Raw genomic sequence first — 21,244 nt, 5'->3', positions numbered from 1 at the left:
GTTTTACCGATAGCCCTACCCGGTTCTTAGAAAAATTAGAATTTTTGAATATGGAATTATCCGGCAGGCTTGAATCCCTGGATCTTAAGGATATTCCAATTGAAAATCTATCGATTTTAAAACCTTTTACGAAAATACGCAGGCTTAGGATCTCGAACACGGAAGTGACCGACATCTCACACTTAGAAAGCCTGAAAAATTTGGAAGAACTCAATCTGTCCGGTTCTCCCGTATCATCCTTCGAGATCCTTTCCAAACTTCCGCTTCGAACTTTCTACGCGGACAATACGAATCTCTCGGATCTAAAGCCGTTTTATAAAACGAAAAAAATGCTTACTCTCTATTGTAGAAAAACGAAGGTTACTTTTGAAGAGTTATTGCGGTTTAGAAATTCGCTTTCCAATTCTTCCCTTCTCGCGCTGATCCTTGTCTCCGATTTCAACGAGAATAATGAAGCTTTTGTAAAGTCACTGGAAAAGATCGATTTTCCTCTGAACGAATTGGGTGGAGCTTTAACAGAATGGACGTATCAGAGAATCGGCGATCTCATGACCGACAATTCCGGTTTTAACGAAGATCCAAAAAAAGAAAAAATACAGGAAGCGATTCCGATTCTGAGGACATTTTTGCGTTTACCCGAGTTCAAACGCGACCCCGCAACCGAGAAAAGATATACGGCACTTTTACAAGATTCTCTTTTCTGCACGCTCTGTATCGGCATGGATATCGATCCCGATTTCGACAGAAAAGCACTGGATAAAACAACGGATCTCATCCCCGACAAAATTCAAAGCCCGCGTTTCGCTTTTTTATTGGCCCGGTATTTCGCCAAAAAGAAAGACCGGAAGCAACTACTTCGTTACGTTTCGATTTGTATCTCCCTCAAACACAAAAAAGATTTCTTTCTTAAATTCGAAGAATTTAAGCCTTTTCTGGAAGACGATGATTTCAAAATCCTTTTTTCCAAGATGCAGGAATGATCCTAACCGATTTCTTCAAAGTTTTGGGTGAGTCTCGCAAAAACTAAAATGACGGAAGTTGAATCCAAGATAGCAGACGCATGTGATAAAATGAAAGGATTTGAGAAAAAAGAGAGCTGAAACTGGAATAAAACAGATTCAAAATATGGAATATACGGAAAGAAGAGAGGAATTAAAGAAACAAATCAAACGGAAGACATGGGAATCTTTCTCCGAATAACGGCGCACAAAAGAAAACTAGAAACAAGTGTGGGTTAGGCAGCGTCTTCGTAAGAATATATGTGGTAAAGACCTCCGAGAACGGGAGTGGAAACGAGTTTCGCCGACCCATCGGAAGGACGTATTAAAACCGGAGAAGAAACGGGACTGTCTTTGTTCAAAGCTAAATGGGTGCGATGATGATTGTAAAAATGAATGAACTCTTCCAGTTTTTTTTCCAAATGATACTGATTGAGAGGAATGAAGAAATCCAAAAATTCATTTCTACATGTCTTTACCCAACGTTCCGCGTAACAGTTCTGCCAAGGAGAGCGAAGAGAGGTTTTTTTGTGTTTGATGCCGATTCTTTCCAAGTATTTGGTAAAGCGTTTCCCAAAAATGGAATCGTTGTCGGAAAGAAAATAATGAAAGGTTTTTCCTGCTTGAATTTGCTTACGAACGGCAAACTTCAAAACCTTTCGCATCCAATTTGTAGTCGGGTTTGTATGAATATCAAAATGAAGAATTTGTCTAGAGCCGACGTGAAGAAAAAAAACGACGCGAAAGATCTTTTTGAAATTGGAAGAGTAAACGGAAAGAGTATCGGAAACAACCATAGAATCGGCATGCAGAGAATAGAATTCTTTCCAAGAAAGACGTTTTTTAGGGCTATGAGGACGTTTTGGAATATACTTAGAAACAGTTCTTTCACAAATATCATGGTCGAGCTTTAGAAGAAGACCGTGTAGTTTTGTAGCTCCCCAGATTTTGTTTTCCTTAGCGACTCTTCGAATGAGTTTGATGACTTTCCAAGGAATGTTTGGTCTTCCTGTTTTCTTTCTACGGGAAAGAAGAGCCCAGAATGTTTTGAATTTTTTGTTTCTCCATTCAAGAAGAGTATGTGGAGAAACAAGAATTAGATTTTCGATCCAATTGGGATCGAGATAGGAAAGAAAGACGAGTTTCAATCTTTCGAAAGGTTTTGTATGGAATTTTTTTCGTTTTCGTTTGTAAGCTGAGAGTTGTGATTTTAGAAATAAGATTTGAATGGAATTTTTTGATTCTGCTCCAATTTTTTTGATAACATAAAGAATCAGCACCAGATTGAGCAGAATAGAGATTTCGTAAAACAACCATTAACCTCGATTAAATACGGATACCAGCGGAAATAGATGAAGTCGGACGTGGAATTATGTTGAGTCGCCCGCCTCCTGTGAATATATCGTTATATACACATCACAAATTGAATCTTTTTTGAATGATCGTCTAATTTTTGTTATTTATCAGTGATATAATAATTGACACAAATCACAAAGTTTTGCAATCTTGTTCGAGCAAATGAATGACTTTCGAGAACAAAGCGAACTTTCAATGCGGATTCTAAAACGGAAATATACTATTTTCCTAAACCCAGTAAAACGCCCTAACTCAGAGAAGCTCTCCCTATGAGTCGGGAGAGAGAACTGAATCTTGCTTTCTACGGATCGCGAGATAGGGCTCCGGGGATGAGACACAAAGAAGTAGCCCGGCGAAGGGGAAGCGTAATACCGAGCTTGAATAAACGATTAAATATTTCTAAATTAGAGAAGCAGCAAGCTCGGTATGAAGCGAGGGGAAGGCTTTCCCCTTCCCACCTGATATCTAAACACTATTCACTGACATCTAAAACATGTATGACGGGGCGAACATCGACGACACAGTGTTTGGAGGAAGTAGAGAACTGAAAGGCTCAGTGAGTGTGAAAGGGATACCGGTAGAAGTCAGCTACGGAATGCAGTATTTGATTGTCACATCCGGATTTAATATTTCGAACTTAGGATACAACTTCAACTTGAAGTTAGTGGGAAATCAAAACGCAGAGAGTCAGTTATCGACCGTAAACCAGAAGTATGAAATCTACAAAGAAGATATCCAAGCTCGAATCGAGAAACAAGCAAAGGCAAATGACGCGGAAAAGGAAAGCAAGGAATTTATCTTTACAATCTTGAATGGGATGAATGGCGGGTCTGGAAGCATGGGCCAGAGATTTACGCAAGCGGTGAAGTCGGAAGTGCAAAGTCGCGTAACGGGTGCGGTTGCGGAAGCGACTGGATTACCGGCAAGTCTTGTGGGGGCGCTCGTCGGCGGAAGTAGCATGAAAGACGCAGTGAAAGCGTATGTGAAAGACGAAACGGTAAACGCAATTTCGAAGGCGACTGGGATACCCGCTTGGATGATCTCGAATCAGATGGAGAAGATGAACAAACCGAAGGAACAATGGTATCAAAGCCAAGAGTTCCAGATGGTGACAACAGTGGTAGCAGTGGCGGCCGCGCCCTTCACTGGTGGAGCAAGTCTAATGGTCGCGATGGCCGTGGGCGCCGGAATCGGAGCTGCGACAGGAGCGGCAAGCGGAGGATTAAAGGGGGCGCTCGTTGGTGCTGTAGGTGGAGCTGCCGGAGCAGCAGTTAAAAGTTTTACGGGAGGAGCCGTAACAGTCGGCTTAAGCTACTCTGCAGAAAACGGATTCGGAGTGATATTGAAATGAACGATTTTTCTGGAACCGATTTCAATAAAAGCGAGAGCGTAAAGAGTAGTTCCGTAAATAGTTTGAATTCTGCAAAGATCCATAGCGAGAGTATAATCTTTGATTTGGGAAAGTAACAGCCAAGCTTTCCAACCCTGAAAAGGTCTGCTTGGGTTTTTAATTTTTTTGATGATCCTCTTGACGGAAGACAAAGATGGTTGAAATCCTAACATCAACAATTCGGAATGAATTCTGGATGCCCCCCAATAGATGTTATTTCGAAGCATGTCGATTATGTGATAATAGATTTTCCAATACTCTAAAGGTCTTCCGATTTGTTTTTTGTGTTAAAGAGTGCTTTTACTTTTTTAACCAAGAGTGTAAAGAGATGGAATACTTTTTTTGGAGGTATTTTGTAAAGGAGATACAAAAGTAGATGTCCAAAGAGAAAAACCCAGAACCAAGGGAAATGCGAAGAAGGCAGACAAGAATTCATAATAATAGAGTCATGGTTTTCAAAAGAATTGTAGAAGCAATGATAAGAAGCTTGAAAAGAATTTCATGAGTGTTAGTTGGAATGAACAACCAATGAAAGAAGAAAAAATCTTCAGTCCTTCCTTTTCCCTTGACAGAAGTGGGTTTCAAGTCAACTCTTTGATACATCAAAGAGTTGGTTCCGACTCTTAAAAACTCCTTCCGTTTTTTCCTTCAAACTGTAAAAAACAAATTCGCAGCTGCACCGCCGATGCGAAGATAGTTGTCCCGCTAACCAACCTTCGTGATTTTAACTATTGACACAAATCACAAAGTTTTGCAATTTTGTTCGAGCAAATGACTCCGAAAGCAATGGGAATGGAATCTACTGTTTTCCTAAACTATAACCTAAACTCAATCTCTCGCTCTCTAAGGGTCGCGATATAGGACACGTTCTGGGACTTTTGAAGTTAGCAGAGGCCTTAGGGAACGTATCAAAAGCGTGTAATGTGATGGGCTATTCCAAGATAGTTTTTATTGTTTTCAAGAACTATACGAAAAGGGAAAAAAAGGAAAAGATCTTGTACAGATCGGGAAACCAAGATCCATGAACTTTTTTAAATGGATTTGATTGATTTCCATATAAGGTTCGAAACGTTCATCCCGAAATCGAAGGAAAAGTAGTCCCCGGTTTTTACCCAGGGACCAAAACCAAACCAGGCTCACAATTTAGCCTAATTCATTTTTCGGAAGAAACTTGAAATTCCCCCGCCCTTTTTTTAAAGAACTCTCATTTTTTCTGCGATCTTTTTAAGGTCGCTCTCATTACAATCACCTTACCCACGATCCGATCTCTCTGCGTTTTTAAGAAAAATTTTCCTTCCGGAGTCGCGACCTTATAAGAAGGAAATTCTTGGACGGTTTCAAATTGGATATCGTTGCCGAAGAACTCGCCCATCTTCGGAAGCCATTTGTCTTGAACGATCAGATAACGTTGCCCTTCTTTTTGAATCGCTTCGACTAAAATTGCGGGATCAAAAAGTGTCCTCGAAATTCTCCTGGAATAATAAGCATAGGATCTTTTAGAAGCGGGAACTCCGAAAAGAAATAACTTATCCTTACCCGGCTCGTTCTCGCGGATGAAAGCCCCGATCTCCTTAGAAGGTTGATACGATGTGAGCATAGGATAGAGATACAAACTCACAATCGAGAAAAAGAGAGAAACCGGAAAAATCCAGTACGCGAGTAGCCTTCCTTCTCTTTCGGACCGAAAAAATACCCAAAGAAAAATCCCAAAATAAATCAAAGGAAGAATCACATAACTCCAACCAACCTGAATACTGATCGAAGGCAAAATAAAAATCGTAATCAAAAAAACTCCTGCGGTAAATAGGAGAAGACTCAGGCGAACTTTATCAATAGAACTACCTTTTTTAGAATCTTTGGCGGATAAAAGAATCGATTCCAAAACTCCCGCACCGATCACCGCAGCAGCAGGAAGACACCAATAAATATACTGAGGAAGCTGATATCTGGAAAAGCTGATCAAAAATAGGAACAGGAACAACCAAAAACCGGGAACAAAATCCCGATCTCTATATTCGTTTTTCAGAATATTCTTAAATATGCCCTTTACTTGCGCTTCCTTAAAAAAAAGTCGGACCCTCTCGAAAACGAACCCGACAAAAGGAAGAATAAAAGCGCCAAACGCCCAGGAGAAATTGGAGTAAAAGAACAAAGGATTGAATTTCTGATTGTACATCTTCACGTAAAAACGACCAAAGGATTGAATCCACCAAAAGAAGTAAGGACCGTAAGTTTGAAATTCAAGGTACAAGGGAATCGACCACAAAAGCGGCGGAAAAACCGCAAGAAACGCTCCCGGAAAAAGTTTCATTTCCGAAAGCCGTTTCCAATCTCTTCGGAATAATATATCGCCTCCGATCGAAATTCCGGGAATCACCATCGCAATCGGTCCCTTCGTGATAAAGCCGAGCCCCATCGCGAAATACATTCCATAATAGTAATTCTTGTTCTTTTTAAAGCCCAAATAATAAAAGGTGTGAACCAATATCAGATAGGGAGTCAGATAAACGTCGATCTTAGGATCGACTACCATCGAATAAAGCCCCGGAGAAAGGGCGTATAAAAACACCGCGATCCAAGCCCTCAAACGACTTCCCGAATAAAGTTCGGTGAGCTTGAACATTCCCCAGAAAGAAAGAAAAGTGAACAAAAGAGCCGGAAGACGAAACGCAAAATTTTGATAACCGAACACGAAAAAAGAAAGGGAAATTTTCCAAAAAGTAAGAATCGGCTTATCCAGATATCTTCGTCCGTTGTCTCGGATAAAAAAAGGATTTCTACCTTCCACCATCTCTCTTGAAATTTCTGCGTACTGAGAAGAATCGATATCGATCACGTCCAAAGGAAGGGTTAGGATCAAAGGAAAAACGGAAACAATTAGAAGAACGAAAAGAACTCTTACGGAAATAGGTCGTTTATCATCTACGAAAATCTGATTCATAAAAACTCCTTCTTTAATCCATAAATCCGGATTCCATCACACAAGTATTAAAACCTTTGCATGTGGTTTCGGATTCGAAACAGGGAAGAACAAAACTTTGTTCGCGGATACATCCGCTTTCACAGTCGATCGTCGCTTGATTCTTTTCAACTTCCGTAATTTTCGAGTCTTTGAACTCTGTTACCGCACATTGCACGAAAAACTTACAAGCGGAACTGCATTTTTGCTGAACATACTCCTGACAGGAAACGAAAGAAGAAAAACATAAAAAAAGAATAAGAGTTCTTTTTGGATTCATTGCCCCATTTTTCAGAAACGAAAACCGGGGTCAACTTTTTGAAGCGAGCATTCCACAAGCGCCGAAGATATCTTTTCCGGGTGATCTTCTGTTGAGAACCGGAACTCCCGCCGGTTCCAAAAGAGTTATGAATTCCGCGACCTCTTCCCTTGTGGGCCTTCTCCATCCGAAAAATTCAGTGTTGAGCGGAATCACATTGATCTTACAATCAAGAGACCTTGCGATTTTTACAAGTTTACTCGCGTTCTCCGGTCCCATGTTAACTCCGGGAATCATCACGTATTCGAAAGTGATTCTTCTTTTTAACTCTCTCGTAAAATCTTTCGCGGCTTGTAAAAGTTCGGAAAGAGCAAACTTTTCCTCGATGTCCATGATTTGTAATCTTCCGTGGCGATCCGGATGATTGAGAGAAATCGCAAAATTATAAGGTTCCTTATTTTCAATAAAACGCCTGATGCCGTTGACTACTCCGGACGTGGAAATCGTAATTCTTTTGGCTCCGAGATTCAGCGCATCGGGATCGTGAAGAATAGAAGCCGCGCGTATCACGTTAAAGTAATTGTGGAACGGCTCTCCCATTCCCATAAAAACAACGTTAGTCGCCTTGTCATCGACGATTTTTTCCACCTGGAGAACCTGGTCCACAATCTCATGGGCCTTTAGGTTTCCCTGAAATTCCAATTTTGCGGTCGCACAGAATTTACAATTGAGAGTGCACCCCACTTGGGAAGAGATGCAGATCGTTTTGCGTCCTCCGTCTCCGGATGGGATCCAAACGGCTTCGAATTCCTTTCCGTTGCCGGATTCAGACGAAAACGTAAACTTTTGAGTTCCGTCCACGGACTTGAGATGTTTGACAACTACAAGTTGTGTCAGAGAACAAAGATCCTCCAACTTCTCCTTCAACGCTTTGGAGAACGTAGTAAATTGTTCCCAAGACTCGTAACGGTTTACGTATAATCCGTGATAGATCTGTTTTGCACGAAAAGATTTTTCTCCGAGAGAGGTCATGATCTCGGAAAGCTCCTTTAAGGTTCTTCCTTTTAACGGAATTTTTCCGGTTTGCACTTCTCCGAGAATCTCTTGTGTCATGGGAATAATCCTTATTGTCGATTTTTTTCGAGCCTCTCGTAGAGGATAGTCTCATTTTAATTGTACGAATTCTTATGTTCCAATTCAGCTTCCCATCTTTGTATTCGCCGAATTCATTGTCAAAATTCAAGGGCTTAAAATTCTGATTTTATTCCGTAAAAAGTGAACATTACGAATAGAATCACTCTGATTGCTTTCCTTTTACCGATCTTTATAAAATTGAGTACCATTAATTTTTATCGCAAAACAACGTTTCAATGCGAAATATTAGGTACCTTATTATATAACTATGAGTAATTTCATCTCTATCTTGTTCTGCTATAGAGAACGTGATCGGAAAAGCTCCCTTAAATGGAAACCGACCGGATTTGTTTTAGGTTCGAGCTTTTTAGAAAGTTCGATTCATCCGACAAAAGTTCGCTTAGATACATTAAAAATATATAATATTATGGATCGTCTTACCATATATTCGCTTAAAATTCCAAAGCAGAGTAATTCGAAAATCAAATTGCGGAGTCAATCTCGCCTTTTTCGAATTTTTCGTAATAAGAACGGGAATCGTAGGTCAAACAAGAAAATTGTCGGTTTATAATCTATTAATCCGAAGTCCTGAAAATACTTGCCGAAACAAATGCAAACAATTCCGATGCCCCACACAGAAGAATTCAATTTATGAATCTATTATTTACTGAAAAATTAAAGGAATCTTTAGACGCCGCGAATCAAAATTCGGTCAATCGTCCCTACTCGGAACGCCTTCAAAAGATCGATTGGGATACGCATGCGGATACCATTGCGAAAAGTCTGCGCGATGCGTATCAAGTTGCGATCGATTCCGAAGAGAAAGTATCGGGTTGTTTGCTTCATATGTCCGGAAATACCGATTCATAAAATATTTCCTAATTTGCCTTCAATCAATTTTCGTTTGATAAAAAATTAAGAGCCCTTCCCAAAACTGTTTTTTGTCTATAATTTCCCAGTCGTTGCTAACAACGAGCCGGGAAATTCTCCATCGTCCGAACAAAGAGCTTTCAAATTTGCGAATATTCTTCTGAACAAATATATGCAGGATTTTAATCCCTTCTTGTTTTCCGAAGAAAAGCCCGGCGGCTCTGTCGCGTTCTGTCCTCGTTCAGAACGAGCAAAGTGAGTTCGTCCGTCTTCGGTCTTCCGAATGTTGGAATTTTCACGACCTTAAAGATGAGAGAAATCCCCCACTCGCATTAAATTACAATTTTATAAAGTTTTAATAAATTAAAATAATTCCAGCCAAGCTTTGCGGATATCCTGCTTTTCCATAAAGTAGGTTCCGATCAAAGCGGCATCGACCAGTTTTCTAAAGCGGTCCAGATCGAAACGATTTCGAACGCCGGATTCTCCCACCTTCACTATGTTACGCGGTAAAAAAGCGGAAACCTCTTCGACCAAATTCGGATGAATCTGAAACGTATCCAAATCCCTCGTATTGATTCCAACGATTTCGGCCCCGCAATCCAAAGCGAGTTTCGCCTCATCCGATGTGTGAACTTCAACCAGACTATCCATACCGAAAGAAGAAGCGAACTTTAGAAATTTTTTAATTTGTTCCGGAGTTAAAATTCTCACGATCAAAAGAATCGCGGAAGCGCCGAACGCTCTCGCTTCCCGAATCTGGATTTCGTCCAGGATAAAGTCCTTTCTTAAAATCGGGATTTTCAACTCGGAAGAAACATTTTTCAAATCCTCCAAAGATCCTCCAAAATAATCCCGATCGGTAAGAACGGAAATCGCGGAAGCCCCTAAGCTCTCGTATGTTTTGGAGATTTGCACGGGATCGTAATCGGAGCGAATTTCTCCGGCGGAAGGGCTCTTATGTTTACATTCCGCGATGATGGAAAAGTTTCTGCTTTTCAGAGACTCTCTAAGTCCGAGTCCTTGATAGGGAGCCGGGTCCCAATTCCGAATTTTTTCGATTTCGTTTTGTTTGGTTGCGATAATTTCCCGGAGAACCCGGTGGAGTTGAGACGAGGACATTAGAGGTTTAGAAAGATTTCAAAGCCTCGTCTTCGGTTTCGCGAATGTCAAAAAGAGAGGTGAGTTCGATTACGTCAAAGATCCGCTTTACCGCCGGTTTGATATTACTAATTTTTAATACACCTTCTTTCGAATTTAATTTTCTAAGAGTGGAAATACAAGCTCTGAAACCGGACGAAGACATATAATCCACTTCCTGCATATTCAGAATTACTTTTTTATGACCTTGATTGTCAATCAGATCATTTAGATTTTCCTCAACCTCATTGGCGATGGAAACATCCAAACGTCCTTTGAGATATACAATCAAAACGTCGTCTTGTACTTTATGCTCAAGCAAGGGAACATCCTTAGTTTTTGCTACTGACAACTATCGGGGACGAAAATACCCTGTCAATCACTGTTCAACGGTTTAAAAATGAAATTTCCCGAGTCCTTGAAAGGCTTAAAGACTCTTGTGTTGGGAGGAGGTATCTCCGGAAACTCCGCACTTGATTTTTTAATCTCCGAAGAAGCGCAACCGATTCTCTGCGATCGAAATCGACCCGAAACGATATCCGTCCCTTTTTTTCACGATAACACCGACCCACGATCTTTTCCCGAAATTTCATTGATCATCAAATCGCCCGGAATTTTACCAACACACCCGATTCTTTCTTATGCGGTCGAAAAAAAAATTCCCGTGTTTTCCGAAATCGATCTCGGCAGATTTTTTTTTAAAGGGAAAATCATCGGTGTCACGGGAACGGATGGAAAGTCGACGACAACTTCTCTAGTTTCTCATCTTCTGAAAAAAGATTTTTCCGATCTCAAAGAAGGGGGAAACCTAGGAGTCCCATTCACTTCCTTCTGCAAAGAATCGATTTCCTTAGCAGTTTTAGAACTCTCCAGTTATCAACTCGAAGATTCGTTTCCGCTTCATTTGAATGTGTCCGTATTCTTAAATCTCGCTGCCGACCATTTGGAGAGACACAAAACGATGGAAAATTACTTTCGTGCAAAACTCAAAATTGCGGATCTTTCGAATCGCGATCATTCTTTAATCGTCTCCGAAAAGATCAGGGAAAAAATTCTAAATTCCTCTTCCGTTCGGTGCAAGTTATTGAGCTTTGGAAGAACTACGACATCGGAGGCTGTTTTAGATGAGAACTCGTCGGAGATACGGACTTCGAAGTTCGTCTATGATATTTCCCGATTTTATCTTCCGGGAACCCACAACCGTGAAAATCTAGCGGCGGCGATTCTTGCATCGGAAGCGATAGGGGGAAAACCTGAATCGATCCAATCTCAAATCCCACTTTTTAAAGGCCTGCCGCACCGCTTTCAAATTGCGGGAGAAAGACAAGGCATTTCGTTTATCAACGATTCCAAATCCACAAACCTACACAGCATGCTCGCGGGAATGTCCACTTGGAAGAATCTGGATCAAACCTGTCTAATTTTAGGAGGCAGACCGAAGCAGGAAGATCCGAAACCGCTTTATGATTTTCTAATGCGCGGCATCGGCTCGGTGTTTTTAATCGGAGAAGCGAGATCCGTTTGGGAAATCGGAATTCGGAAAGTCGTCGGAGATCGATTGTTCTCCGTTGAAAATCTGAACGACGCGTTCGATCTATTCAAAAAAGGGAATGTGATTTCAAAAACCGTTTATGGCAATGTTCTAAAAAGAATCCGACTGCCGAACGGAGCCGAAATCGGTGCGATAGTTTTTTCACCGGCTTGCGCGAGTTTCGATCAATATAAGAATTTCGAGGAAAGAGGAAATCATTTTCTTTCTTTGGTGGAAGATTTTATCCGCACAATCGATTGAGCCGATAATTCGTTCATTTTTTCCTTAGGTTTTAAACGGCCTCTTAATTTAACGCGAGTTCGGCGTAACAAAATGCGAAAGCGATTATTATGTTGCGATCTGAAACGGCGCCTCTTACTCATCTCTACATAATAGAGTGCCTAAAATTCTGCCTCTAAACGTGGGATTTGTGCTCAAACTAACGGTAGTCTATTTTATAGGGACCAGTATCACTGAGTTTAGGAAGAAACACTTTTTACGAAAGCGTTAACCCAGTGTCTCACTTCCTGAATGCCGATTCACAAAAGAGGCATTCGCTGAGTTTCTTTGGGTTGTTCGACAAGTCGTATTGATCTATGAAATTCTCGAACTGTTGCGACGACCCGCAGAGTGACCTAAACACCGACCCATAGGAAGGTGTTTACTGAGTTTAGGAAAACTCTGCGAGCCTGAGTTCAGGGAGTCATAACACTTTAGTTTCTTATTCGCCCAAACTTTTTTACACCGAACTCACGTTAATACACGTGCCCGAACGCGGATATCCTAAAATCAGAAGAAAGTTTTAAATCTTTGAAAATCAGATTTCGATTCAGGATCAATCCGTCCCGCAACAATTCCTTTTCAATTCTGGTTTCATTTTCCATAGGATTCAAGAAGGAATCATCTAAATGGATAACATCTCCGGCGTCGTCATTCCATTTCTCAGGAATTGAAAACGAAAAATCACCTGGATTGTATCGTAACGATTGAATCTTATCTTCCTGATTGTACCGATCCGGATATTTTTCCTGATATTTTTTCAAAGTTTTCTGAAATTCCTCCTCGGAGTTTGCCACGAGCCGACCTCCGTCGATTCCAAAAACATAAAACGTTTTGTCCGTATTGTTTTGCGCAAACGCTTGGATAGAATTCGCCCAGCGATTCAATGATAGTTTAACTTTTTCTAAATCAATAAAATAGTAAGGCGATTTAAGATTCCCATTCAAAGCGGAATTTAGCATGCCCTCATACAATGGATTGGAATCAGCAGAATCAAATGCAGAACCGTCTTCCCCTTTTCGATTCGGATCCGCTCCGTAAGAAAGAAGCAGATAAACCATTTTAGGATTTTGATTACCGACTGCCAATTGAAGTGGCGTGGAGTTTTCCTGTCCGGAATCGACTTGTATTCCCGCTCGAAGCAACGCGCTTGCTTGCTCCAAATATTTGTCTTCGGAAGCGAAAAAATATAAAACCTCTCCCTGCTCCTCTGCGCTTGAGTTTTCAAGTATTAACTTCGTAATCTCGGGCGAGCCCTTGTATTTTGTTTCCGCGATCGCCGCCAATCGGAGAGGAGATGCTCCGTATCCATCCGGAGTTACCAACGTGATCTTTCCAAAACCGGCCCCTGATTGAATGTAGTCGGTTATAAAAGAAACGTTTCCGGAAAGTATCGCTTGATTTAATTGTTCTTCGATTGTTTGAGACACGCAAAACCTCTTAACGCAAATATCTAGAGTCATTTAAATTTTCGTAAATCTTTCCGTCAATAAAAATCTTGAGAAGATCAGCATCTACGTGATTCTCCTTCGCTTCCATTTGTAGTATATCCAACGCTCTTTCCACAGGAACCGCCCTTTTATAGGGCCGATCCTTATCGGTAAGCGCGTCGAAAATATCAGAGATCGCCATAATTTTCGATTGAACCGGAATCGAATCGGCGGTAAGTCCTCTCGGATAACCGGTGCCGTCGAGTTTTTCGTGATGCGCATGAGCGATGGAAGGAACCATTTTCAGGTCTCCGGTCCAAGGAATCATACTTAAAAACTGAAACGTATGTTCCACATGAGATTCGATTTCCTTTCTTTCCGCCAGATCCAAAGACCCTTTTTTGATCGTCAAAAAACCGAATTCATACGGGGAAATCAAATTCATCCTGTCCCCTCCCGTTGTGAAATAATTCACCTGAGCTATTTCTTCCAACATTTGAAAATTAGATTCTTCTAATATGGATGGTTCGTTGGAATCGACAACGACCTGAAACATCCTATCAAGCTTTTGGTATTCCACCTGAAGTTCGAATTCGAGAGAGATCTCGTAATCGGAGAAGCCGGCGCTTCCGTTTTTTTTTAAGTAATCCATCTTTTTTTGAAGTATTTTGGATTCGATGTCTTTTTTGATGTATTCGAATCTCCAACGAATCAACTCGAGTTCGTAGTCTTCCAGTTTTTTGGATTTGACCAAAACTTTTTCCCGAACCCCCACTTTTCCGAAATCGTGAAGCAATGACGCATAACGTATTTCTTTGATTTGTTCTTTCGAAAATTTAGTGTGTCTGTATTTACCTTCCCGGATAGAATCCACCGTTTCCGCCAAACCGACCGTCAGAATGGCAACTCGAAACGAGTGACCGCTCGTCGTGGGATCTCTGGCTTCGATCGCGTTTACGGACGCCGTTACGAAACCCTCAAAAAGAGTTTCAATCTCCTTTAAAAGATGATTGTTCTGAATCGCGACCGCAGCCTGCCCTGCGACGCTCATCACAAGCTGAGCGGAATAATCGTCGAAAGGAAAAATATCCTCCCCTTTCATCTGTTCAATGGTCAGCTTTTGATTGAAGTTCCTTTTCTTGTTAATGAGTTGAATGACTCCCACAACCTCGTCTCTATGATTTTTCATAGGAACCACGAGCATGGATTTCGTGTGATAATTGGAAAGAACGTCGAAATTGCTATTGAACGTATATTCCGCGTCTTTCGGCAGATCATAAACGTTCGGGATGTTCAGAATTTTTCCCGTGGCGGCAACGTAACCAGCGACACTGGATTTATTAATCGGAAGTAAAAATTCCTCCGTATTGATATCCATAGAAGAAATTTTAAATCTAAGGTTATGCGCAACTCCCTGCTCGTCCTTTTCCACGAGGTATAAGGATCCTGAATCGGCGATCGCTATTTCTCTCGCGCTAAAAATAATTTCCCGGAGAAGTTTATTGATGTCCTTTTCATCCGCGAGATTGATTCCGATCTGAGTCAACTTCGAGATTTCGTACTTCGTAGTGTTCACTTTGTGTTGAAGATCGAACTGATCCGTGATCATCTGAAGCTGAGTGAACGCGTTGAGAAAGGTTTTGTTTAAGATCATATCCGAAGACGATTCCGGCAGGATCGAAAAGATCAGGTCTTCCTCGATTTTTAGGTCTTTCGAGTGAACATAATCCAAGTTTTCGTTTAAAATGAAACGGCTTAGGATCAACGGATTTTTCTGAAACCGTTCATGAATTTCTCTTTGAGTTTCTTTGAGACGAGAAGCCGACAAATAGAAAACGACGTTTAAGAATCCGATGGAATTGAGAATATGTTCGGACTGAATGAATTCTTTAAGATTTAAAAATTGTATTCCCAAACGGAGAACGATCGGATCCAACCTTTCAACGATAGAACGAAAGTCCGTAACTATATATTTAGGAAATTCCTGACTCATCTTACCAGGAATCAATCAAACAGTACCAGAAATTATAGGAAAGAGAATTTTTCCCCGAATTTCGCAAAAAAAGATAACAAATCTATAACTTGAGATGTATGAGATTGAACTTCCTCTCCGATTCATTTCAATGGATCATCGAAGAGGAAATCATCTAAAAAAATTAACGTTTGAGTCCCAGAACTTCCTGAATCATCTGATCGGAAGTGGTGATCGTCCTTGAGTTCGCTTGGAAACCTCTTTGAGTCACGATCATATCCGTAAACTGATCGGAAAGATCCACGTTAGACATTTCTAAAATTCCCGCGTTGATCTTACCTCTTCCTTGAACTCCCGCCTCACCGATGTTAGGTTCTCCCGAGTTCATGGAATACGCGAACATCGTGTCTCCGGCCTTGTCCAAACCCGCGGGGTTGTTAAAAACCGCGGTCGCGATTCTTGCGAGAGGTTGGCGAACTCCGTTGGAAAATACCCCGGTGATCGTTCCGGAATTATCGATGGAAAAGGATTCGAGATAACCCATCGTATAACCGTCTTGTTTTACGGCCTTAGTAGTAAAGTCGGAGGAGAATTGAGTGATTCCGTCCACCATTCCCGCTTCTCCGAGATTGAGGTCAAAGCTTTGAACCGCTGGGTTACCTGCGATTCTAAAGGAAACCTTCGCGTTCAGCTTACCGCTGTTCATCGAGTCGACTCCGTCGGAAACGTAGACAAGTTTTCCGTCGGGAGTAAATCCGAACTCAAGTTCGGTGTTTCCCGGAAGTTGAGTGTTTTGTCCTCCCGTTCCGGAAACGTCCGCCGAAAGTTGGGTCGCATCGGTCATACTCAGACGCGCCTTCCAAGTGTTATCGCGGACCTTATAAAATTCCATTTTAAATTCTCTCTGAACCCCCTGATCGTCGAAGGTCTTAATCGTGGTTACATGACCTCTTCTCATCTTAGGATCGGGATCGTTGATCATCGCGGTGATCTCTTCCTGAGTCGCGTCCGGAGGAACCGCGGGTGCGGAAGAATTCAGGTTCGATTTGAAATCGATCTGAGAAGTCGCCTTCGCCGGTTCTTTGGAATATACGGGAATGATAATATCTTCGATGGACGCGGAAGAATTGATGAACTTATTTCCTTTGTCGTCCAGTCTTGCGTTCCAACCCTGAACCTTAAGCCCGTTCGCCGGGTTTACGTAGTAGCCGTTCTTATCGAGGTTAAAAGCCCCGGCTCTCGTATAAAATTGTTTGTCCCCGTCCTTTACGATAAAAAATCCTTCGCCGGACATTGCGACGTCCGTATTTTTACCCGTGGTTTGGAGAGAACCTTGGGTCATGATCTTATCAATCGCCGCAATCAAGGAACCCAAACCGACTTGTTGAGGGTTCACGCCTCCTATATTCTCCTTAGGTTCGGAAGCTCCTCTGAGTTCCTGAGAAATCATATCCTGAAACGTAACGCGTTCGGTTTTAAAACCGTGCGTGTTCACGTTGGAGATGTTGTTTCCAATGACATCCATTCGGACCTGATGGTTCTTAAGTCCGGATACACCGGAATAGAGTGACCTCATCATAAAGCTGTTACCTCGATTATCCTTTGTTTATTTCTTTATTCGTATGAATTGCTTTTGTCTTTTCCCGGGAACTTCCAGTCCGAAGTCTTTTGTTCGACGACGATTTTCTTTTGCGATGTTTGTCGTTCCACGGTCGAAGCGTCGACTTCCCTTTGTTTTTCGATTGCCGACACCGTTTCTTTTTTTTCGATCTCCGTTTGTGAAGCGTTAGGCGACACAGTAGAGACAGGAGACTCTTGAGAAGAAACATGAGTCCCGATCTCCAGAGCGCGAGTCGATGTTTGAGCCGGAGCGGATTGCTGCGGTTGACTCTGATTGTAAACGGCTTCCTGTTCTTTTAAAACGACCGGATCGCTGATTAAGGAAATTTGTTCGACGTCTATGGATCTTCCGTTCACACGAACGAAAGTCTTCCCCTCCCCATCGAAAAAAAGAGCGCCTGCAATTCCCGCGACGCTTTCACCGGTTACAAAATCGGGACCCGAAACGAGTTTACCAACCAGAGAAAAACTCTGACGGTTTCCCATCTTCTGAATTCCGGTGGAAATATTATTCATTTGTTCCAGAGAAGAGAACTGAGCCATCTGTGCGATAAAGTCTTGGTCTTTGACCGGGTTGGTAGGATCTTGGGAAGAAAGTTGCGTTATGAGCAGTTTAAGAAAATCATCCTTGCCGAGAGATTTTACAGTGGAACGGATTTCGATCCCTTTGAGACCGTTCTTTTCTTCCCGTTCCAAATTTTCCATGTGGTTCCGGATATTGAAACTTCTGTCTCCTTCGAGATAACGATCTCTGGTTGCTTGCTGGCTGATGCCCGTTGTTTCCGACATGATTTCCTCCGAGTCCTATACTTTCAGATCGAGCAGTTTCTGCGTTTTCCCTTCGGTTTTTTCCGAAAAACCATGAGACTCGGAAGAAATTTCTTCGAAATAAAGTTCGTCTTCCTCGTAAAAAGAATTTTTAAAGTCGTCCTCTCCGAAAGCGGCTTGGAAAGAATGCGGATCTTTTCCATTCTTATCGGATCCTTCGCTGAATGCGAAGGTTTCCTCTCTGACTTCGATCACGAGAGACTCAAGTTCAAGACCGTTCGCTTTAAGATCTTGCTTTAGATTTGCAAGCTCGGCAACTAACTGCTGTTTAACGGTATCGGACTCCACGAGAAGTTTTCCCCGCACAACGTCATTGTCTGTGGAAATGGAAAGAGACATCTGCCCTAAGTCTTTCGGATTCATTCGGATACTCGCTTCCGTTCTTCCGTTTTCAAGAATCTGCACTCGGGCAGAGCGGATCAGACTTTGGAAATTTTGCTGGATGTCTCTCTTAGAAAGAACGTTAGTTTCTTTGGATATGGAAAAATCTTTTCCGAGTATGTTCGTTTCCCTTCCGGAAACGGCCGGAACTCCAAGTCCTTTTACAAGAGAAGAGTAAGAATCCCCTCCCCCGGAACGGAAGGCTTGTTCCTGTCCCGACTTTCCAGAAGAATTTTCGGAGAATTGACTCAATATTGCTGTCTTAATCTCTTCCCTTCCGGAAGATTTTAAATTCGCATAAGAATCCGTTTTTTTATCCTTATCGATCTTCCACTTTTCTGAATCGAGAATCAGTTCTTTAGGAACTTCCGTCTTGGTTTCGTCCACACCTTTGAAAGAGATTTCTTTGTTGGGAAATCCCTTACCATTCTCTTGAAATTCTTTTATGTTGGTTTCGTTAAATTTAGATATTTCGGATACGACTTTAGATTCGGATAATTTCGATTCCACTTCGCGGACCGAACCTTCTTTTTTAGAAGTTAGGCTTTGGATTTCCTTCGGGTCTTCAAGAGAAACAAAAGTTTCCCTCTTCACATCAAACGAACTTTCCTCTTTTGAAAAAAGGTTTTCGATTAGTTTGCTCGTGGAAGTTGGTTGTTTGGGTTCCGAGACTTCAACGAAAACTTCTTTCATAATTTCCGCTTGAAGTTCGTCAGGGATCTCGACTTTGGGATCTATAATTTCGTTCGGTTTCGCTTCCGCAACAAGAAACCAAGGTAATGCTACTACGTTAACCGCTTCTTCAATTGCCTGGGGTTCTTTTTCCTTTTCTTTTGAGATTTTTACGATCTCCGATTCGACTTCTTCCTTAGAATGTACAGACTCGGTCTTTTTTTCGTCTAAGCTTTCCACATTCTCTTCTTGAACTGCGGAATCTTCCGTTTTTGAAAACGTATTTTGAATTTCAGTCAGAGTTTCATCCAATCCCTTTTGCACAGAGCCTTGTAAGATTTTCATTAAATCAAGAAAGGAATTCTTTCTGACAAACCCTCCTCCCATATTCTTTGTGGGAACGGCTTCGACATATCGCTCCGTTTTGAATTCCGAAATGGATAAATCACCAGAAATATTCATACTGCACTCCGCAGTATTAAAATCGATCTTTCGCAGAATTACTTGAAGATTTTTTAAATTACGACGGCTTTTATATTCTAATTTTCTTTCGCATGCGAAAATACCGCCGCAAGACTCCCTATTAGAAAACGAAAGCAACTCTTTATCGAATCATTTTGTCGGAACATTTTCTCAGCTGTACTATGTCTCTTTAATCGCCTTAAAACAACGTGATTTCAGCATGATTCATTTTTCTGAATTTGAACGCGGTTGATTCCGTTCACAGACCGATTTGACATAACACCTTCGCTCCATTTCCATTACAGAAACTTCTTCACTACTACGAGTCCCTGCGCATCGCATCCGTACTCTCATTCTTATGAGTCCTTCTCACTTGAATTTCTCCCTTAGCATAACGTGAGTTCGGTATAACAAAATGCGAAAACGATTGTATATTTAGACCTGAAACGGCGCCTACACGCCGGCTAGTAAACAGATTTCTTCCTCCTTCTCATGGACTATGTCCCATTTTTGATGACACCTTTAGTTGTATTTCGACACGTCGTCAGCGGTTCACTTGCGTTCGTCTCTTCTATTTTCACCTTACATTTTCATTACTCCTTTTTCTTCAACGCTCACGACTAACTCTTTATCAATGCCGCTTGGAGGTGATTTGTAGTCTGCTTCTGTAAACCGACTCCGAGCGCCCACCACTCTCATCTCTATCTCAGTTTGCATAGCACACGTCGGAACTACAACAAATCTCGATTTTACGAATAAATTCTAAAACTAGGAACTCCTAATTTTAGAAAATTCTTTCTCATTTTCTTACGAACCTGCTCACGTTAACTTACGATCGTTTCGTCCAAGGATGCGTTTTGAAGTCCGTTTGAATCATCGCCTAATGAGACTTTGGTAAAATATAGAAAGCGGTTTTCGTATATTAACGTGAGTTCGGTGTAACAAAATGCGAAAGCGATTGTAGCACTATGTTGCGACCGTAGGCAGCAACATTGAGTTAAGCGCGGTCGCGAGCCATTTTATCTATGAAACTCGTGAGCTGCGACGACACTCATAGGGAGTCGTTGCACTTTAGTTTCTTATTCGCCCAAACTTTCTTACGTCGAACTCACGTTATTTGTAATAGTTAGAACTTGATCTTACTCCTTAAAATTAACAAGGAGAAAAAGATGACAACAGGACAAAAAATAATCAAGAACAAGGGGTAACTCAACAGAACGCTTCCTATGGGGCGCGTTCTGGGTTCGTCACGATTTGGAGACGTTTCAAAAAAGAATGAAGGCGTTAGAAGCGTTCATGGCTCAGGGGATTCTCCCGTATTAACCGAATCGCAAGTGCAAGCATTAGAAAAAAGGAAATTAGAAAAACAAGTTGAAGGAGAAATAGAGACGGAACATCCAGGATACTTGGGATGTCAAGATACGTATTACGTGGGCACAATCAAGGGCGTAGGAAGGATTTACCAGCAAACCTTTATCGACTCCTATTCTAAAGTAGCGATGGCAAAACTTTACGATAGGAAGAACGCGTTAGTAGCCGCCGATATGTTGAACGACAAAGTGATTCCCTGGTTTGAAGAAGAAGGAATTCGGTTGTTGAGAATTTTAACCGATAGAGGAACCGAGTATTGTGGAAATAGGGAGCACCATGAATTCCAACTGTTCCTTGCTTTGGAAGATATCGACCATTCGAAAACAAGAGCAAGACATCCTCAATCGAACGGTATTTGTGAACGATTTCACAGAACCATTCAAGACGAATTCTATGCGATTGCTTTTAGGAAGAAGGTATACAACTCGATTGAGGATTTGCAAAAAGATTTGGATCAGTGGATCGATTCGTATAACAACGAACGGACGCATCAAGGCAAGTATTGTTTTGGTAAAACTCCATTCCAGACTTTCCTTGACACCAAGGAATTAGCTAAGAATAAGTATCTCGATAACTTACAATTTTCGTAATG

The 21,244-nt window shown here is 41.6% G+C and carries 15 protein-coding genes and 3 pseudogenes (1 of these 18 running past the window's edge); 6 read left to right on the top strand and 12 right to left on the bottom strand.

The annotated features are described in order from the left end of the window. On the top strand, window positions 1-980 hold the 3' portion of the coding sequence (locus FHG67_RS04935; protein ID WP_004498827.1) for a leucine-rich repeat domain-containing protein. 340 nt of this gene lie to the left of the window's left edge; only the last 980 of its 1,320 coding nucleotides appear in the window; its start codon lies beyond the left edge, outside the window; its stop codon occupies window positions 978-980. Between the two features lie 254 nt (window positions 981-1,234). Here FHG67_RS04935 and FHG67_RS04925 read toward each other — a convergent pair whose 3' ends face one another. Next, a complete protein-coding gene (locus FHG67_RS04925) occupies window positions 1,235-2,311 on the bottom strand; it encodes an integrase core domain-containing protein (protein WP_016761322.1) in 1,077 nt (358 codons plus the stop codon). Between the two features lie 638 nt (window positions 2,312-2,949). Here FHG67_RS04925 and FHG67_RS04915 point away from each other — a divergent pair. Next, a pseudogene (locus FHG67_RS04915) lies at window positions 2,950-3,690 on the top strand (hypothetical protein); the annotation flags it as partial. Here the strand turns inward: FHG67_RS04915 and FHG67_RS04910 are convergent. Continuing rightward, the gene (locus FHG67_RS04910) at window positions 3,666-3,971 is read right to left on the bottom strand and encodes a hypothetical protein (RefSeq protein WP_232616660.1); all 306 of its coding nucleotides are present in this window, start codon (window positions 3,969-3,971) and stop codon (window positions 3,666-3,668) included. The pseudogene FHG67_RS04915 and the gene FHG67_RS04910 overlap by 25 nt on opposite strands. 630 nt (window positions 3,972-4,601) lie before the next feature. Here FHG67_RS04910 and FHG67_RS22215 point away from each other — a divergent pair. After that, window positions 4,602-4,723, top strand: a pseudogene (locus FHG67_RS22215) (helix-turn-helix domain-containing protein); the annotation flags it as partial. 225 nt (window positions 4,724-4,948) lie between these two features. On the opposite strand, the gene FHG67_RS04895 reads toward FHG67_RS22215, so the two are convergent. The 3 genes from FHG67_RS04895 to rlmN are packed head-to-tail and all read right to left on the bottom strand — an operon-like array spanning window position 4,949 to window position 8,075. Then, window positions 4,949-6,685, bottom strand: coding sequence for an ArnT family glycosyltransferase (locus tag FHG67_RS04895; protein WP_004499821.1), 1,737 nt, complete (start codon window positions 6,683-6,685; stop codon window positions 4,949-4,951). 13 nt (window positions 6,686-6,698) lie between these two features. Further along, window positions 6,699-6,983 (bottom strand): Cys-rich protein, encoded by a 285-nt coding sequence (locus FHG67_RS04890; RefSeq protein WP_004499836.1) that lies wholly within the window; start codon window positions 6,981-6,983, stop codon window positions 6,699-6,701. Window positions 6,984-7,013: 30 nt separating this feature from the next. Next, a complete protein-coding gene (gene rlmN / locus FHG67_RS04885) occupies window positions 7,014-8,075 on the bottom strand; it encodes a dual-specificity RNA methyltransferase RlmN (RefSeq protein WP_004499805.1) in 1,062 nt (353 codons plus the stop codon). Window positions 8,076-8,747: 672 nt separating this feature from the next. Between rlmN and FHG67_RS04875 the strand changes: the two genes are divergently transcribed. Then, window positions 8,748-8,966 (top strand): hypothetical protein, encoded by a 219-nt coding sequence (locus tag FHG67_RS04875; protein ID WP_004499838.1) that lies wholly within the window; start codon window positions 8,748-8,750, stop codon window positions 8,964-8,966. A gap of 363 nt (window positions 8,967-9,329) precedes the next feature. On the opposite strand, the gene FHG67_RS04870 is transcribed toward FHG67_RS04875, so the two are convergent. Next, on the bottom strand, window positions 9,330-10,088 hold the full coding sequence (locus tag FHG67_RS04870) for an indole-3-glycerol-phosphate synthase (RefSeq protein ID WP_002556331.1): 759 nt from the start codon (window positions 10,086-10,088) through the stop codon (window positions 9,330-9,332). A gap of 7 nt (window positions 10,089-10,095) precedes the next feature. Next, on the bottom strand, window positions 10,096-10,428 hold the full coding sequence (locus FHG67_RS04865; protein ID WP_002556323.1) for an STAS domain-containing protein: 333 nt from the start codon (window positions 10,426-10,428) through the stop codon (window positions 10,096-10,098). A 78-nt stretch (window positions 10,429-10,506) separates the two neighbouring features. On the opposite strand from FHG67_RS04865, the gene murD reads away from it, so the two are divergent. Further along, complete coding sequence (gene murD, locus FHG67_RS04860) at window positions 10,507-11,898, top strand: UDP-N-acetylmuramoyl-L-alanine--D-glutamate ligase (RefSeq protein ID WP_004499830.1); 1,392 nt, start codon at window positions 10,507-10,509, stop codon at window positions 11,896-11,898. A 494-nt stretch (window positions 11,899-12,392) separates the two neighbouring features. On the opposite strand, the gene FHG67_RS04855 is transcribed toward murD, so the two are convergent. The 5 genes from FHG67_RS04855 to FHG67_RS04835 all read right to left on the bottom strand — a co-directional run bounded on the left by FHG67_RS04855 (window position 12,393) and on the right by FHG67_RS04835 (window position 19,281). Next, the gene (locus FHG67_RS04855; RefSeq protein ID WP_004499811.1) at window positions 12,393-13,346 is read right to left on the bottom strand and encodes an ankyrin repeat domain-containing protein; all 954 of its coding nucleotides are present in this window, start codon (window positions 13,344-13,346) and stop codon (window positions 12,393-12,395) included. Between the two features lie 10 nt (window positions 13,347-13,356). Then, on the bottom strand, window positions 13,357-15,339 hold the full coding sequence (locus tag FHG67_RS04850) for an HD domain-containing phosphohydrolase (protein ID WP_142499671.1): 1,983 nt from the start codon (window positions 15,337-15,339) through the stop codon (window positions 13,357-13,359). 163 nt (window positions 15,340-15,502) lie between these two features. Continuing rightward, the gene (gene flgE, locus FHG67_RS04845) at window positions 15,503-16,897 is read right to left on the bottom strand and encodes a flagellar hook protein FlgE (RefSeq protein ID WP_016760091.1); all 1,395 of its coding nucleotides are present in this window, start codon (window positions 16,895-16,897) and stop codon (window positions 15,503-15,505) included. Between the two features lie 35 nt (window positions 16,898-16,932). Beyond that, window positions 16,933-17,727 (bottom strand): flagellar hook capping FlgD N-terminal domain-containing protein, encoded by a 795-nt coding sequence (locus tag FHG67_RS04840; protein ID WP_142499670.1) that lies wholly within the window; start codon window positions 17,725-17,727, stop codon window positions 16,933-16,935. Between the two features lie 15 nt (window positions 17,728-17,742). Beyond that, the gene (locus FHG67_RS04835; protein WP_004495252.1) at window positions 17,743-19,281 is read right to left on the bottom strand and encodes a flagellar hook-length control protein FliK; all 1,539 of its coding nucleotides are present in this window, start codon (window positions 19,279-19,281) and stop codon (window positions 17,743-17,745) included. 1,233 nt (window positions 19,282-20,514) lie between these two features. On the opposite strand from FHG67_RS04835, the pseudogene FHG67_RS04830 reads away from it, so the two are divergent. Next, window positions 20,515-21,242, top strand: a pseudogene (locus FHG67_RS04830) (integrase core domain-containing protein); the annotation flags it as partial. Between the last annotated feature and the right edge of the window lie 2 nt (window positions 21,243-21,244).

The sequence above is a fragment of the Leptospira weilii genome (genome assembly GCF_006874765.1).
Classification (GTDB): domain Bacteria; phylum Spirochaetota; class Leptospiria; order Leptospirales; family Leptospiraceae; genus Leptospira; species Leptospira weilii.
The sequence above is the reverse complement of the archived record's forward strand: the minus strand, read 5'-3'. Positions and strand labels throughout refer to the sequence as shown.

Bases quoted from the DNA above. Each gene is read 5' to 3' on its own strand.
- rlmN (WP_004499805.1), bottom strand. From the start codon at position 8,075: ATGACACAAGAGATTCTCGGAGAAGTGCAAACCGGAAAAATTCCGTTA.
- FHG67_RS04895 (WP_004499821.1), bottom strand. From the start codon at position 6,685: ATGAATCAGATTTTCGTAGATGATAAACGACCTATTTCCGTAAGAGTT.
- FHG67_RS04850 (WP_142499671.1), bottom strand. From the start codon at position 15,339: ATGAGTCAGGAATTTCCTAAATATATAGTTACGGACTTTCGTTCTATC.
- murD (WP_004499830.1), top strand. From the start codon at position 10,507: ATGAAATTTCCCGAGTCCTTGAAAGGCTTAAAGACTCTTGTGTTGGGA.
- flgE (WP_016760091.1), bottom strand. From the start codon at position 16,897: ATGATGAGGTCACTCTATTCCGGTGTATCCGGACTTAAGAACCATCAG.
- FHG67_RS04910 (WP_232616660.1), bottom strand. From the start codon at position 3,971: ATGCTTCGAAATAACATCTATTGGGGGGCATCCAGAATTCATTCCGAA.
- FHG67_RS04870 (WP_002556331.1), bottom strand. From the start codon at position 10,088: ATGTCCTCGTCTCAACTCCACCGGGTTCTCCGGGAAATTATCGCAACC.
- FHG67_RS04840 (WP_142499670.1), bottom strand. From the start codon at position 17,727: ATGTCGGAAACAACGGGCATCAGCCAGCAAGCAACCAGAGATCGTTAT.
- FHG67_RS04890 (WP_004499836.1), bottom strand. From the start codon at position 6,983: ATGAATCCAAAAAGAACTCTTATTCTTTTTTTATGTTTTTCTTCTTTC.
- FHG67_RS04875 (WP_004499838.1), top strand. From the start codon at position 8,748: ATGAATCTATTATTTACTGAAAAATTAAAGGAATCTTTAGACGCCGCG.
- FHG67_RS04835 (WP_004495252.1), bottom strand. From the start codon at position 19,281: ATGAATATTTCTGGTGATTTATCCATTTCGGAATTCAAAACGGAGCGA.